The sequence below is a fragment of the Belliella aquatica genome (assembly GCF_014637795.1).
Taxonomy (GTDB): Bacteria; Bacteroidota; Bacteroidia; order Cytophagales; family Cyclobacteriaceae; genus Belliella; species Belliella aquatica.
The window spans coordinates 202,788-218,782 of sequence record NZ_BMFD01000003.1 but is presented as its reverse complement, the minus strand read 5'-3'; the positions used below and the strand labels follow the sequence as shown (position 1 = coordinate 218,782).

13 protein-coding genes are annotated in these 15,995 nt (G+C 36.2%); 7 read left to right on the top strand and 6 right to left on the bottom strand.

Annotation, left to right across the window (positions count from 1 at the left end; all coding sequences use genetic code 11):
* Positions 1–11 precede the first annotated feature (11 nt).
* The 3 genes from IEV57_RS05805 to IEV57_RS05795 all read right to left on the bottom strand — a co-directional run bounded on the left by IEV57_RS05805 (position 12) and on the right by IEV57_RS05795 (position 3,998).
* Positions 12–1,076 carry a DUF4421 domain-containing protein gene (locus IEV57_RS05805; RefSeq protein WP_229744242.1) on the bottom strand — a complete coding sequence of 355 codons (1,065 nt, stop codon included), beginning with the start codon at positions 1,074–1,076 and terminating at the stop codon, positions 12–14.
* 930 nt (positions 1,077–2,006) lie between these two features.
* Positions 2,007–2,633, bottom strand: coding sequence for a glycosyltransferase family 2 protein (locus IEV57_RS05800; protein WP_308419869.1), 627 nt, complete (start codon positions 2,631–2,633; stop codon positions 2,007–2,009).
* A gap of 162 nt (positions 2,634–2,795) precedes the next feature.
* Positions 2,796–3,998 carry a pyridoxal phosphate-dependent aminotransferase gene (locus tag IEV57_RS05795; protein WP_188440582.1) on the bottom strand — a complete coding sequence of 401 codons (1,203 nt, stop codon included), beginning with the start codon at positions 3,996–3,998 and terminating at the stop codon, positions 2,796–2,798.
* A 130-nt stretch (positions 3,999–4,128) separates the two neighbouring features.
* Between IEV57_RS05795 and IEV57_RS05790 the strand changes: the two genes are divergently transcribed.
* From IEV57_RS05790 to IEV57_RS05775, 4 genes are all read left to right on the top strand, one after another.
* Positions 4,129–4,995, top strand: a complete 867-nt coding sequence (locus IEV57_RS05790) for a toxin-antitoxin system YwqK family antitoxin (protein ID WP_188440580.1) — start codon at positions 4,129–4,131, stop codon at positions 4,993–4,995.
* Positions 4,996–5,076: 81 nt separating this feature from the next.
* Positions 5,077–5,508, top strand: a complete 432-nt coding sequence (locus IEV57_RS05785) for a MarR family winged helix-turn-helix transcriptional regulator (RefSeq protein WP_188440578.1) — start codon at positions 5,077–5,079, stop codon at positions 5,506–5,508.
* An 86-nt stretch (positions 5,509–5,594) separates the two neighbouring features.
* Entirely contained in the window at positions 5,595–6,599 is a 1,005-nt protein-coding gene (locus tag IEV57_RS05780; protein ID WP_188440575.1) for an NAD(P)/FAD-dependent oxidoreductase, read from the top strand.
* 15 nt (positions 6,600–6,614) lie between these two features.
* Positions 6,615–6,935: a 2Fe-2S iron-sulfur cluster-binding protein gene (locus IEV57_RS05775; RefSeq protein WP_188440573.1), complete on the top strand. Its 321-nt coding sequence runs from the start codon at positions 6,615–6,617 to the stop codon at positions 6,933–6,935.
* An 84-nt stretch (positions 6,936–7,019) separates the two neighbouring features.
* Here the strand turns inward: IEV57_RS05775 and IEV57_RS05770 are convergent, their stop codons facing one another.
* Genes IEV57_RS05770 through IEV57_RS05760 form a run of 3 tightly spaced genes read right to left on the bottom strand, consistent with a single transcriptional unit; the run spans position 7,020 to position 12,480 of the window.
* Positions 7,020–8,912 (bottom strand): TIGR00341 family protein, encoded by a 1,893-nt coding sequence (locus IEV57_RS05770; RefSeq protein WP_188440571.1) that lies wholly within the window; start codon positions 8,910–8,912, stop codon positions 7,020–7,022.
* Between the two features lie 32 nt (positions 8,913–8,944).
* The gene (scpA, locus tag IEV57_RS05765) at positions 8,945–11,068 is read right to left on the bottom strand and encodes a methylmalonyl-CoA mutase (RefSeq protein WP_188440569.1); all 2,124 of its coding nucleotides are present in this window, start codon (positions 11,066–11,068) and stop codon (positions 8,945–8,947) included.
* A complete protein-coding gene (locus IEV57_RS05760; protein ID WP_188440567.1) occupies positions 11,065–12,480 on the bottom strand; it encodes a methylmalonyl-CoA mutase family protein in 1,416 nt (471 codons plus the stop codon). Before IEV57_RS05760 ends, scpA begins: the two co-directional genes overlap by 4 nt.
* Before the next feature lie 296 nt (positions 12,481–12,776).
* Between IEV57_RS05760 and IEV57_RS05755 the strand changes: the two genes are divergently transcribed.
* From IEV57_RS05755 to dnaA, 3 genes are all read left to right on the top strand, one after another.
* On the top strand, positions 12,777–13,529 hold the full coding sequence (locus tag IEV57_RS05755; RefSeq protein WP_188440565.1) for a 5'-nucleotidase C-terminal domain-containing protein: 753 nt from the start codon (positions 12,777–12,779) through the stop codon (positions 13,527–13,529).
* A 1-nt stretch (position 13,530) separates the two neighbouring features.
* Positions 13,531–14,445 (top strand): bifunctional metallophosphatase/5'-nucleotidase, encoded by a 915-nt coding sequence (locus IEV57_RS05750; RefSeq protein WP_188440563.1) that lies wholly within the window; start codon positions 13,531–13,533, stop codon positions 14,443–14,445.
* Between the two features lie 117 nt (positions 14,446–14,562).
* Entirely contained in the window at positions 14,563–15,987 is a 1,425-nt protein-coding gene (gene dnaA, locus IEV57_RS05745; RefSeq protein WP_188440561.1) for a chromosomal replication initiator protein DnaA, read from the top strand.
* Positions 15,988–15,995: the final 8 nt, after the last annotated feature.

Here is a 15,995-nt window from a genome sequence, read left to right as displayed (position 1 = left end):
AACATAAAAAATTATCTCAAAAGAAGCCTTTTCAAATCAACCGCATCAAGATAGGGTTTCAATTTGCGACTGGGTGAAATTCTGTACACAAAATTGATTCTATAATTCCCAGTCAATATTGAATTGTCGAAATCATTGTTTCGAATCATATTGACTCTATTGTGAACATAGTTGGCATTGATTGACCATTTTTCTGAATTATATCCAACAAATCCTCGAAGGAACAGATTTGAACTCACACCCCATTTTTGTTGAGAACTTTCTTCAAAAAACAATCTTTGCTGACCGAGACTTATGTTGGTGGATGCATAACCTGTGATGAAAAAATGTTTTAATATTACAAAAGTATGCACATAACCGAGGTTTGGACCAAATTGAAAATACCGTGTTGCGTCAAACCTTCTTTCTTCCGAAGATAGAAATCCTTGCGGAAGAAATGGTTCATCGTTGCTTGCATTCCCTCCATACAATTCAAAACCTAAAAATGGACTTCCAGCAGACCGTTTTTGCCATTCACTTTGTAAAAATGCAGCTCTGAGAGATATTTTATCACCATTAAACAAGTATTGAACATTGGCTCCAATTTTCCTCGCTCGCATATTTGGCAACAAAAGAAAAGGTTCTGTAGCTGTTGAAAATTCTCCTAAATCTGAATAATACCCCCTATAAAACTGTAAAAACAAATCAATCACCAAATTCTTCGGATACGCATGAGCTTGCAAATCAAGATATTTAGACTTCCCCGTACCTTGGTCTGGATTTAAAAAACCAAAACCATACGCAACATTTAGCGTCAATCCATTGTAGGTTGCCCCCACCCCGAGATTCATTGTAGAATTAGGTTCAAACTTTAAATTATTATCTGAGATTCTATCTTTAATAGTGAATTCAGTATACTTTCTTGAAGTATAAATCCTCGTGGTAAGCTGATCTGGAAATGTTACATAATAGGCACTATCAGCCGTATTCTGTGCATAAATCATTTGCATAGAAATCGTGAAGTACAAAAATAAAAATGTGAAGAATTGATATCGTTTGGGTCTTGTAAATAGCAACTGAAGAATATTAAGCATCATTTTACTTTATCTCGAAAATATTTAGGAAAGAAATATAAAGAAAAAATCCTGCCAAAGCAGGATTTTAAGTTTTGAAATGAAGACTAGTAAAAATGATTATCAAAACAGTCTTCATTTCTTAAATTCAAACAAAAATTGCTAGCAGAAAAAGTTGCTTAATCACCCTTTACAAATATAGAAAAGATTAACCCAATTATCCAAAATATTTTTCATGGTATTTTAAGATAAATTATTAAAATAGTAACAAATGTGATTTTTCATGTTTTTAAAAAACGATTTTGACCCTATCATGGCTATATAAAAACGGTCGAACTCAACTTTCGCCCTTCCCGATATTAATTTTATTTCATCTTTAATTTTTTAGTAATCAATTGTAAATCAATTAATTCAATTAAATTATTACTTATAACATTCCTTTACATCATATTTTAGCTTAAACAAACCTTTTATTACCTGTTCTTTGACTTCCAGATATAAAAAAAGACATATATTTTTTGAATAAACTTTATATTAAAATAATCATATTATTATTAGTCAAATACAAAAAGTTTAAATAAGATAGAATAATAAAAATTCAACAAGCCGAAATAGAAAAAACAGCCTAATTACATAGATTGCGTTTATAAGGAATAGAAGAATATTTTCTCACATTTATCAAAGCGTAATGCGCAAAAAGGATCCACTCTATAAAAACCACATATTCAATTCAAAATCCTTAAAAAAAAACCTCAATAACATGGTTTGTGATCATCTATTGAAAAAAATAAGATTTTTAAACCTTATGATTATCAGCAATCACACCAATAAGGGCATTCATAACAAATAATCTTGCCAATAATTATCAACTATCAATGGCTAATGGTCTTCAGCAATCAAATATAGTATTTAGAATATCTTAATTAGCTAATGATGTAAAAGTGGACATACGCGTTAAATTTTGTCTCTTCCTAAAATAAATTTCTGTAAATAATATTTTATAGGATTGGTGTATTTAAGCTGTTTCCATGGACGACTACCATGGGGTCTATGCCAAACCTTTACTGTGGTTAGCACAAAATTTTGAAAATTATTTTCAATTGACATTTTAGAGATTATTGTATCATACCAATCTTTGGTTTTCTCCAAAGTGTTTAAGTCAATTGAATTTAAAAATGGGGAAGATAACAAAGTACAACAAAAACTAAGGCTTCTTTCTGTTTTAATAACAGGCACTTTTTCTCCTTTGAATTTCAAGTAAGGAAAATTTACTGCTCCATGTTCGTCAACAGTAATCGCACCAACCATACCAATCCCCTCTGTTTTTTCTGTGAAATCGAGGAGTTTTGCTATAGTATCTTCATCAACAATCACATCAGATTCAATGATGATCAAAGGGACTTTTAAACTTATCGCGAGTTTCTTACTCTCTCGTAAAACATAATCATAGTTTGGCGAAGGTGTCTTGATTACATCTTCTAAATTCACCAAATCAAAACCAAAATTGGATTGGTTACGCTCTAATTCTTCTCGAACATTCTTATCACTGAAGTCATTAAAAACTACATGTTTCAAATCCACATTGGATCTATAAATAGACTCTATGGTATCTAAAGTGGTTTCCAAAGAGTTTTTGACGGGGGTAACAACGACTGCTCTAATCATATGCTAAACTGCTAGTATAATAATAAAAGAGACCTTATGAAGTCATACTTCAAAAGGTCTCTAAAGAATTTTAGGAAATTAAACTAACGCGACAAGCGCCTTTTTCATCCTACTCAGTGCTTCTTTCAAATCCTCTTCAGAAGCTGCATAAGATAATCTTACGCAGTCAGGAGCCCCAAAAGCTGCACCTGTGACTACAGACACATTTGACTCTTCGAGTAAATAAATACATAAATCGTCTGAGTTTTTTATATGATGGTTTCCAAAGCTTTTCCCAAAGAAAGCCGTCACATCAGGGAAGAAATAAAATGCTCCTTCGGGAACATGTGTTTTGATACCCGGAATATCTCTTAATAAATTCAACACCAACTCTCTTCTACCTAGGTATGCTTTTTCCATTTCCTTAGAAGGTTGTTGGTCTCCCGAAATCGCAGCTAGCGCAGCACGCTGGGCAATACCTGTTCCTCCTGAGGTAAATTGTCCTTGCATTTTTTCACAAGCCTTGGCAATAAATAAAGGTGCGCAAATGTAACCAACTCTCCAACCCGTCATTGCATAACCTTTGGAAAACCCATTAACTGTAATAGTTCTTTCGAACATTCCAGGAAAAGAACCTATGCTCGCATGTTGACCAGTAAAATTGATCAATTCATAAATCTCATCTGCAATGACATAAACATCTTTTTTACTTTTAAACACCTCTGCAATGGCTTCCAATTCCTCTTTGCTGAATACAGAACCCGTCGGATTGCATGGAGAAGAATAGATCACAGCTTTGGTCTTATCTGTCATAGCATCTTTTAATTGCGCAGCTGTAGCTTTGAAATTATTTTCTAAAGTACCTTCTATTAAAACTGGAACACCTCCTGCTAGCTTGATGATCTCGGCATAAGAAACCCAGTAAGGAGAAAAAATCACTACTTCATCCCCTTCATTCAGCATACACATGAAAACGTTGGCGATTGAATGCTTTGCCCCTGTTGATACTACGATATTTTCAGCTTTTGCTTCAACGATTTGATTTTCTTCACGCAATTTTTTCGCAATAGCTTCTCTCAAATCCTGATAGCCAGCCACAGGAGGATATGCGAAATATTTCCCTTCGTCAATCGCTGATTTTGCCGCTTCTTGAATATGTTTGGGTGTTTTGAAATCGGGCTCACCCAAACTCAAACTGATTATATCTATTCCTTGGCTCTTGAGCTCTCTGGCTTTTTTTGCCATAGCCAGCGTAGCTGACTCTTCCATTTGGTTAATTCGGTCTGATAGGATTGAATTCATTCTAGTGGTTGATTTTAAAATTTGATCAAAATTAAAGATTACTATTATTAATTCTAAACATATAAGGATTTGATTTTGAATTTGTAAATTTAGTGCTCAATAATCCGTGATTTAGGTCGTTTAAAAATTTATGAAATCAATTTACCTGCTTTTATTCTTCTTTTTTGCATTTTCTTGGAGTGCTGATGCACAGAGAAAAAATAAAAAAGAGTCAAAAGAAACTGTTGACCCCGATTCTTCAGGGGTAGTTAGTAACAAATTACTTCCTACTACATCACCTTTACTCCTATTTGACGAACAAGCAAAAAAAGAAAAGAAGAAAAAGGAAAAAAAGAAGGTTAAGAAAAATATATTCTTTGGAGAAAGAACAAAAAAAGGTAGAATTAGACAAAACTTAAGAGATCAAGTCCAATACACACTTTTCAATTATACAACCAATAAAAAAATTATTGATCCTTACATCAGGGATATTTATTGGTATGATCAAAAGGACAGAATGATAAGAACAAAAGATTTCGATCCAAAAATAGGTGTTTTGCTTCATGGTCCTTATGAAAGATTCATTAACGAGACCGTTGTAGAAAAAGGGATGTACTATTACGGGACAAAACATGGTACATGGTTAACCTTTGATACGAGAAGCGTATTGTTGGATAAAAATCACTACAGTGAAGGCTGGCCAAAAGACTCTCGAACGACATATTATGACGGAAATAATAAAGTGATTGAAAAAATCACGCCAATCGAATATGAATTAAGAGAAGGGAACTTCTATCATTTTTATGAAAATGGCCAAGCAGCTGTTATTGGAGAATATCATTATGGAGAAAAGGTAGGCCTATGGACTGAGTATTGGGACACAAAAAATGCTACAGCCATAAGAAAAAGAGAAATACAATATCAAGAAAAGCCATTTACCAAAGGTTTTCGCCCTTACATAAGAGCTGAATGGGATAAAGAAGGCAAGCTAATTTATAGAAACATCGCTTCAAATTAAATAGAATAAACCCTATAATTTTTATAGGGTTTTGTAAAAAAATCTTTTTTTATCTATATATTTGTCACACTAACTATTGGTATGACACAAGAACAATTCAGTAAATATTCATTTTTGCTCGACAGAACAGCGAGAAAAGTTAAACAATATGCACAGCAGAAGTTTAACCAAATGGATTATGACATTACTGTAGATCAATGGTTGGTATTAAAAAATCTTGCTGAAAATGAACTCTTAAGCCAAACAGAATTGGCTCAATTGGTGTTCAAAGACCATCCTACATTGACTAGGATCATTGATATCTTATCTAAAAAAGGTTTTGTAGAAAGAATTCCTCACCCTCAAGACAGAAGAAGTTTTCAGCTTCATCTGACAAAGGAAGGTTCAGAAAAAGTCAATTCTCTCAAACCAGATGTGGCTCAAATAAGAGAAAAAGCTTGGGAAAACTTAGACGAAAAAGATTTTGATGAATTTAAAAGAATACTCAATACTATTTATTCAAATCTTGAATAGAAAATAAAAAAAATAGTTGCTATACTAATTATATTTATACGAACAATCTGAAATCAAATTGGTTTTACCAATAAATAAAAACGGACATGATTAATACTGATATTTGCATAATCGGGGCAGGACCAGTTGGTTTATTTGCAGTTTTTGAAGCAGGACTATTGAAAATGCGTTGTCACCTCATAGATGCGCTTCCACAAGTGGGTGGTCAATTATCTGAAATTTATCCTCAGAAACCTATTTATGACATCCCTGGATATCCAGAGGTGAAAGCTCAGGATCTGGTGGATAATCTAATGGATCAAATCAAACCGTTCAACCCAACATTCACTTTGGGAGAAAGAGTCGATCATCTCGCTAAGCAAGAAGATGGCTCCTTCATAGTCACTACAAGTGATAAGACTAAAATTCATGCTCAAGTTATTGTGATTGCAGGAGGATTAGGCTGCTTCGAACCAAGAAAACCTGTTCTGGAAAATTTAGAAAAATTTGAAGGAAAGGGTGTGACTTACATGGTTAAAAATCCTGAGACATTCAGAGATAAGAAAGTGATTCTTGCTGGTGGTGGAGACTCTGCTTTAGATTGGGCTATTTATCTAGCAGATGTAGCTAAAAGAGTCACACTTGTTCATAGAAATGAGACTTTTAGAGGAGCTCCTGACTCTGCCGCAAAAGTATTCGATATGGCCAATAATGGTAAAATCGATTTAATACTATCTGCCAATTTAAAAGAAATTGGTGGAAATGGCGTTCTGAACAGTGTTACGCTTGAAAGTAAATCCAAAGAAGAAATCAAAATAGATGCGGATTATTTAATCCCACTATTTGGATTAAGTCCTAAACTAGGCCCAATTGCTGATTGGGGGTTGAGCATTGATAAAAATGCAATTGAAGTAGATACTACAGATTATTCTACAGGAGTAGATAGAATTTACGCAATCGGGGATATCAATACCTATCCTGGAAAATTAAAATTGATCCTTTGTGGTTTTCATGAAGCAGCAATAATGATGCATTCTGCTTTCAAATATGTTTATCCAGATCAAAAATTAAGTTTCAAATATACCACCGTCAATGGTGTAAATGCATTTTAATTTTACCTTTGTAGCATGGTAACATTCACAGTAGAAGATCACGACGGCAATCGCCAATCTATAGAAGCTCCAGATGACATGGGCTTAAGTTTGATGGAAATTTTGAAAGCATCAGAATATCCAGTTTTAGCAACTTGCGGTGGTATGGCATTATGCGCTACTTGTCACGTTGAAGTGATGGAAGGCCAAGATCAATTGGGTGAAGCGACAGATGTAGAACTTGATCAGTTGGAAAATCTACCTGAGTATTTTCCAACCAGTCGGCTAGCTTGTCAAGTGAGAATAAGCCCTCTTCTTGAAGGTGCAGTTATCAAACTCAGAGGAGAAGACAATTAATAAAAAAGGAGGCCTAATTGGTCTCCTTTTTTATTATATGCATTTTTATAATTTTCTAAAAGCCTTATAAATTAGTACTCAATCCTACAACTTCACAGCCACAGATAATTCCAGTTCTATTTTTTGATCTAAGACTTCTTCAATTTCCTTCTTTATCAGATTCAACTCCTCTAAATCCAAAGGTGATTCAGAAACTATCGTGATAGACAGTTTCAGGGGAACGACTTTAATCACTTTCACATCCCTTAGAACACCACTTGAAATCTCCTTTCCACTTAAATTTTGAATGATTTTATTTTCCTTCACCATTTTCGAAAAACCAAATGCCAATGGGGCTGAAATTAGAATTACAAAGAATAATGAAATCGTCAATCCTTTTTTGGCAAGCTTAAATGGACTAAAACCGAGGAAAAGAAAAGTCAAAGCAGCTGCCAAAACCATTCCTGCCAAGTTGGTTCCAAGAAGCAAAAGGGCTCCCCAGAAAACCGACCAGTCTCCCCATCCAAGCCCAACACCCGAAACTGCCAAAGGTGGCACCAAGGCCACTGCAATCGCCACGCCTGCTAAAGTTTTGGCCACTTCCTTTTTAGAATGTGCATAGGCTCCAGCCACTCCAGAAGCAGCAGCTACACCCAAATCCAATAAATTAGGACGGATTCGGGCCAAGATCTCGCTATTCATGGTATTCAAAGGAGTGAACCAAGTAATCAAGACCGCAAACAAATACCCTATTGCTAATCCAAAACCGATAGTTTTAAAACTTTCACTGATCAGTTTGTTGTCTTGCCTCAGCACACCCATCGCCAAAGAAATTATAGGTGACATCAAAGGTGCCAAAATCATCGCACCAATAATTACGGGGGAAGAGTCACCAAACAAACCAAAAGTGGCAATTATCGTGGATAAGGCCATCAAAACTAAGTAACTTGAACTCAGTTTTGCATTTTCTCTTAATATGGTAAAAAGCCATTTAAACTCCTCTGTTGTGGCGTGATTGGTGATGGGAAGCAATCTTTCCAAGAGTTCATTTTTCAATTCCCCTGTCGGTAGATTTTGAATTTTATAAATTTTCCTCTTTTTGACCTCTAATTCTGTTTTCAAAGATCTACCAGGAACAATTGAAATTGCCTTATGCTTCACTTCCAACTCTATCAGTTTAGAACTCATCAAAACCTCATCAATCGCATAATTGATAGATTCTGAACTCCCTATAACCACTTTATCAGATTTGATATGAGCTACATATTCAGGAAGCTTACTCCTTTTGGAAGATTTAAAAATACTGAAAAACCCAAATTTGATAATTTCCCATATGCTGCTCGGGGCAAGGATCAAACAATGCATCATGCCATCATTGGCATAAGAATCTTCGATGATCCTTCTCGACAAAATAGAGCTTTGTCCATGCTGAACGATCACCATCCCCAATGCAGCCGTTTCCAGTGGCTTCCCTTTTAATTCACCAGCATCATTACTCCAATTGATACTAAATGGATGCAACTTTACTCTCCTAAAAGAACCAAAAAATCTTTTGATTCTCCCAAGGTATTTGGTTAACCAAGATTTATCCCCATCGACAGCATAGAGTAGACTAAATGTATTCCCCAAAACCAACTTGTTAAGAACAGGCTGACCATTTGCCAAAAGCACATCAATATCAAAAACCTCTTCAGTAGTTAGAATATTTTCAACTGCAATTTCTAAGTTTGAAGAAACACCAAAACCTTGTCTTGCCTCCACCATTTTTGGATGAGGAAGAAACCCGATTTTCCAATGATTCTCTATCACTACATCAAACAGTTCGCGCAGCTGCTCATCAGATAAATAGGTAACAATAAAATCCTCATCTGTAAAATCATGCTTTTTATGATTTTTGTAAGGAATTTTGATTTTTACATTATTGCTCAAAAGTGGTAAAACCTTGTCTTCTAAGGTTTCAAGCAGGTTTTCATCATAAATTAATGTTATAGACTTCATAGAGTTAATTTAAAAAAAGAAAGGTTGAAAAATCAACCCTCCATTAATTTACTTAGTATCTCAATCGCTGCTTTCGGCAAAACTGTCCCCGGTCCAAAAACTGCGGCCACACCTGAGTCAAATAAGAAATCATAATCTTTTGGAGGAATCACACCACCCGCAATGACCATAATATCTTCTCTTCCTAATTTTTTTAATTCTGTAATCAAAGCTGGCACCAAGGTTTTGTGACCAGCTGCCAAAGAAGATGCTCCAACAATATGCACATCATTTTCTACTGCTTGCTGAGCGACTTCCTCAGGAGTTTGAAATAATGGCCCGATGTCAACATCAAAACCTAAATCCGCAAATCCAGTTGCAATCACCTTTGCACCTCTATCGTGACCATCTTGACCCATTTTTGCTACCATGATCCTAGGTCTTCTTCCTTCGAGTTGGGCAAATTCGTCTGCTAACTTTTTAGCTTCAATAAAGCTTTTATCAGCTTTTGCTTCTCCAGAATAAACCCCTGAAATCGCTTTTACAGTGGCTTTATGTCTTCCAAATGCGTCTTCCATGGCATCAGATATTTCTCCTAATGTAGCTCTTTTTCTTGCAGCATCTACCGCTAGATCAAGTAAATTCCCTTGACCTGTTTTGGCTGAGTCTGTAATTTTATCCAATGCTAATTTAACCTCATCAGCATTTCTTTCTGTCTTAAGCGTATTCAAACGATCAATTTGAGACCTCCTGACAGTGTCATTGTCAACTTCACGAATGTCAAAATCTGATTTTTCATCAGTTTGATACCTATTCACACCAACGATCACATCCTTACCACTATCTATTCTAGCTTGCTTTCTAGCGGCAGCTTCTTCAATTCTCATTTTCGGAATTCCTGCTTCTATGGCTTTTGCCATGCCACCTAATTCTTCCACTTCTTCGATCAAGGCCCAAGCACTTTTCACCAATTGATCAGTCAAATATTCCACATAGAATGATCCTCCCCAAGGATCTACTACCCTAGTGATTTCAGTTTCATCTTGAAGGTATAACTGCGTGTTTCGTGCGATTCTTGCCGAAAAATCAGTGGGTAACGCAATGGCTTCATCAAAAGAATTCGTATGCAAAGATTGCGTGTGACCCAACGCCGCAGCTAGTGCTTCAACAGCCGTTCGCGTCACATTATTGAATGCATCTTGCTCAGTAAGTGACCAGCCACTAGTCTGACAATGCGTCCTCAAAGCCAGAGATTTTTCCTGCTTTGGGTTGAATTGCTTCACGATCTTAGCCCACAACAATCTTCCTGCTCTCATCTTGGCGATTTCCATGAAATGATTCATCCCTATCGCCCAAAAGAAGGACAATCTTGGTGCAAAATCATCAATATCCAATCCCGCTGCAACTCCTGTCCTCAAGTACTCCAAGCCATCAGCCAAGGTGTAAGCCAATTCTAAATCTGCCGTAGCACCTGCTTCTTGCATGTGGTATCCTGAAATAGAAATAGAGTTGAAACGAGGCATCTTCTTCGAAGTATAATCAAAAATATCTGCGATAATTCGCATCGAAGGAAGTGGCGGATAGATGTAAGTATTCCTTACCATGAATTCCTTCAAAATATCATTTTGAATCGTTCCACTAAGCTGCTCTGGCTTAACACCTTGCTCCTCCGCCGCAACAATATAAAAAGCCATAATCGGAATCACAGCCCCATTCATAGTCATAGAAACAGACATTTGATCCAAAGGAATCTGATCAAAAAGGACCTTCATATCCAAAACAGAATCAATGGCAACTCCGGCTTTTCCGACATCCCCTAGCACACGAGGATGATCCGAATCATATCCTCTATGCGTGGCTAAGTCAAAGGCTACAGATAAACCTTTTTGTCCAGCAGCTAAATTTTTTCTATAAAATGCATTGGATTCTTCGGCGGTAGAAAAACCCGCATATTGACGAATCGTCCAAGGGCGCATCACATACATTGTACTGTATGGTCCACGCAAAAAAGGAGATATTCCAGCCGCAAACTTAAGATGTTCGGTTTCTTTAATTTTGTCTGCTCCAACCTGAGCCGGAACTTCAATTTTCTCAGCAGTATTCCATACCTGACCCCAGTGTTCTGATGAAGTTTTCTCTGAATTTTCGAGAGTTAATTGATTTAAATCTGGTCTCATGATGCACTTGGTGTTTGATTTTCTACTAAAAAGCTTTCTCTACTTCTCTTCAATTGACTGTTGGACTCCTCCTCTTTTGAGGTTTCGATTGGAGCAGCCTTGCTTGATGAATCTAAATATTTATTCACCCCTACTTTAGTTTGCTTTCCATCCAAAATCATTTTCTGCCTTTCTATTCTCGTCTTCTTGACCTCCTCTTGAATTATATTCTGATCTACTAAATTCCACCAACCTCCAGATGATTGGATAGAAACCATTTTATCTTTAACTTTTTGAAAAATGGAAATGGTAAGCTTTTCCAAGAAATAAGATCCTGCAAATGGATCCAAAATCTGATCTAAGTAACTTTCTTCTTTAAGGATATTTGAGATATTCCTTGCCATCCGAAGAGAGAATTCTGTGGCTTCATTGTTTACACAATCATGTCTCAAAACCTCCAAGGCATTGCAACCACCCAAAATAGCAGACATAGCTTCAGTGGTATTTCTCAGCATATTGGTCTGTACATCGACTCTGGATTTTGTCCAAAAACTTGTCTCTGAAAAAATAAAAACATCTTCAGCTTTCTGACTGACATGATAGAGCGATGCCATTCTTTGAGTCAAAACTCTGATCATTCTAACTTTAGCGATCTCCATAAAATAATCGGCACCTACAGCAGTTCTCAGAATCAAATTATCAAATACTACTTTCGGATCTACTGAAAAATCCTCAATCAAATCGATCAGCGCAGAAAATCCAAAAGCCAATTCCTGAACAGCATTTGCTCCTGAATTGTGATAGTGAGAAAAATCAATAGAAATCGTTTTGAAATTCGGAAGGTCATGACTTAAGTCTAAAAGTTCTCTTGATATCCGAATCAACTCTTCTCTTCCAAGATCATCAATCAGTCTTTTTACAAAACCATCCCAAAGGATACCACCAAAAACTTGTTCTAAATCATGATTTTCTTGCTGTAGCCAAGAATTAAAATTCGCAAAAACTTGAGTTGGTTCTGAAGTAGGCTCAAGAAAAATCTGAATATAAGCTGGTTGCACATCTTTCAGCAAAACTGACAAGTTCTCATCCCCATTTAGAACCAATACAAGCGCATCAGAACCGTTTTGCAAAGCATTTAAGATGATTGCATTTCCATCTTTCTCTGATTTAGTTTCTACTCGAGTGACATTCGACCAAACTCTAGGTGAAATACCTGGTATTTGTGGTTGCGGATTTACTCTATGATGAAATCCCTCCAATGAAGGCTGATCCAAAAGATCTTCTTGGGTGTAAAATGGCGCTATTTGAATACCTTCCAAAGATTGTGAGATAAGCATTTCATCAAAGCTCTTTCCTCTTAAGTCCTTGATCGCTTGAGCAATCCATTCATCTTTATTGGTTGGTTGAAAATCTTCAAACAATTTATTTTTCATATCAAATTATATTTGGGCTATTAGCTGACGAGAAACAAAAGAATTTAATTCCTAGAATGTTTCCCTCACCATGCCAAAGTTACCCTTTATGAGGTAGATGTCAAAAAGATTTAATCCACATGACATTCTCTATTTACTTTAGCTCTTATGAATCAATATTTTCAATATAAACATCCTATTAAAAATGCTCGCACAAATCGCTAGCTTTTTTCTTTACCTCTCAAAGCAGTATAATCTTTTGGTGAATTGGCCTATCTTTGAAAGTCAAAATCTGTTGAAAATCCAACATGAACAAAATGAAAAGAATTTTCTTTACTAGACAAGTACTTTTTGCAAGTCTGATTTCTATTTGCCTCTTTGGCTGCAGTCCTCAACTGAATTATCAAGCAAGTGGGGAGTTTAATCCAATAGACGAGACTATTCAACAAGAAGCTGAATTAGTTGCTTTCATCGAACCCTACAAAGATAATATGGAAGCGAAAATGGGCTCTGTCATCGGAACAACTCAAAAAGCGTTGACACGAGCAGGAAGAGAATCTTTACTTGGAAATTTTGTATCCGATTTACAATTAGAATATGCTCAAGAAGCTTTTGGCTACCCAATAGATATTTCTATAATCAATAATGGTGGAATGCGAAATGATTTACCTGAAGGCCCAGTCACCCTTGGTAATATTTATGAACTTTCGCCTTTCGATAACTTTCTTGTTGTACTAGAACTTCAAGCTGATGATGTCAAAAAACTTGCAGAATTCATTGCTGTAAGGAAAAACATGGCCTTCCAAGGGATGAGAATCACTTCTGAAAATGACAAACTTGCAGAACTCAATATCGATGGAAAGGATTTAGAATCAGGTAAAACATACCTTTTAGTAATCAATGATTATCTCGCAAACGGCGGTGACAATATGGAATTTTTGATAGGATTACCTGTAAAAGAAAATAGCACTACCTCCATCCGAGATATGCTAATCACGATGATTCAACAAAAAACAGCCGCGGGAGAAATTCTTAATGCCGAAATCGAAGGAAGATTAAAAATTAATTAAGATGCAAAGACGTGATTTTCTTAAAAAGAGTTTATTAACTGGTGCTGCGCTTAGCTTGAGCTCCGGAGGTTTTGCTGAACAGCTTTTCACCAATCAATCGAAAAAACTGACTATCCTTCACACCAACGACATGCACTCTCGCATTGAGCCATTTCCAAATGATGGCGGTAGAAATGCTAATCAAGGTGGTATGACGAAGCTAGCTTCTTTGATCAAAAAAATAAGAGCTGAGGAAGAAAACATATTGCTTTTGGATTCAGGAGATTTTTTTCAAGGAACACCCTACTTCAATCTCTATGGTGGTGAATTAGAACTCAAATTGATGAGTCAAATGGGCTATGATGCCAGTACTTTGGGTAATCATGAATTTGATAATGGCCTAGAAGGAATCAAAAACCAATTGCAACACGCCAAATTCAGCATCCTTTCTTCCAATTACGATTTCCAGGACACAATTCTGAAAAACACTTTTGAGCCTTATAAAATATTCAAAAAAGGTGGTGTAAAAGTTGGCGTATTTGCTTTAGGAATTGAGTTGAAAGGTCTGGTAGGATCCAAAAACTTTGGGAATACCAAATACCTAGATCCGGTAGCAAAAGCAGAAGAAATGGTCCAAGAATTGAAAAGTAAAAATTGTGATTTGATTGTCTGTCTATCACATTTGGGCTATTCATATAGATCAGAAAAAATCGATGATGTAAAATTAGCGTCAAAAGTGTCGGGAATTGATTTGATTTTGGGTGGACACACACATTCTTTTTTGGAAGAACCGACCATCATCAAAAACCCTGAGGGACATACGACTATGGTCAACCAAGTAGGTACAGCAGCATTAAGGTTGGGTAAAATAGATTTTGAGTTTTCTAAAGATCACCAAATTTCCTACGCAAGTCACAGAAGTCTAACAATTTATTAGAAAGTCAAGCTGAATTTGATTTTTTATTTAAATATATTTTTGCCAATTTTGATGCCCCTCAATTTAGGACAAGGAGGATAGTTAATCTTTTCAGTTTATAATATTTTACAGGAATTAATGAGTTCAGAGGCTAATGCAGTATGGAAAGAATGCTTACGTGTTATCGAGCAGCACGTCAGTGAACAAAGTTTCTCTACTTGGTTCAAACCTATCAATCCTGTTAGGCTAGAAGGCGGAAGTTTGACAATTCAGGTTCCAAGCCAGTTTTTTTACGAATGGCTTGAAGATAATTATGTAGAAGTTCTTAAGCTTGCAATCAAAACCACTTTGGGTCAAAATGGCCGTCTCGAGTACGCTGTGGTAGTCGATAGAGGGAATTCTCAAAATCAGCCTTACATGGTTAGCTATCCACAAGGAAATGCTGCTGCCAATAACCCTAAGAAACCTGCTCCCATGGAAGAGAGCAGAAGCCCTTTTGAAATGCAATCACTTAATAGTGACATGCTACTTCAATCCAATTTAAATCCCAATTATTCTTTCAACTCATACATAGAAGGAGATTGCAATAGATTAGCCCGATCCGCCGGATTTGCAGTGGCAACAAAACCTGGAATTACTTCCTTTAATCCTTTGATGGTGTACGGTGGCGTTGGACTTGGAAAAACGCATTTGGTGCAAGCCATTGGAAATGAAATCAAGAATGGCCCTGAGGAGAAATTTGTGCTTTATGTTTCTTCAGAAAAATTCGTAAATCAATTCATGGATTCCATTAAAGACGGAAATGTAAAAAGCTTTACTAATTTTTACATGCAAGTTGATGTATTGATCATTGATGATATTCAATTCTTGGCTGGAAAAGACAGGACTCAGGAAATGTTTTTTCATATTTTCAATCATTTGCATCAGAACAAAAAGCAAATCATCATGACCTCAGATTGTCCTCCAAGGGATTTGAAAGGTTTAGAGGAAAGGCTGCTTTCTAGATTCAAGTGGGGATTGACGGCAGACTTGCAGATGCCAGATTTTGAAACTAGAGTTGCGATCATTAGAAGAAAGATGCAATCTGAGGGAATCTATATTCCTGATGATGTAATAGAATATTTGGCATACACAGTCGATACCAATGTCAGAGAACTCGAAGGTGTGATGATATCTCTTATCGCCCACGCTTCGCTAAATCGTGTTGAAATTGATTTGACTTTGGCGAAGCAAATCATGAAAAATATCGTCAAAGATATTGAAACAGAGGTGGGGATAGATTTTATCCAGAAAACTGTCTCGGACTACTTTGATATCAAACTTGATGACCTCAAGGCCAAAACCAGAAAAAAAGAAATCGTAACCGCAAGGCAAGTTGCCATGTATTTTTCTAAAGAGTTCACTAACCACTCTTTAAAATCAATTGGTTACCACTTTGGCGGAAGAGATCACAGTACTGTAATTCACGCCGTACAAACAGTCAATGATCTGATGGAAACAGATACTGCTTTCCGTAATTCAGTCAATGACTTAAAGAAAAAATTCAAAATGCGCTCTTACTAAGAAGCGCA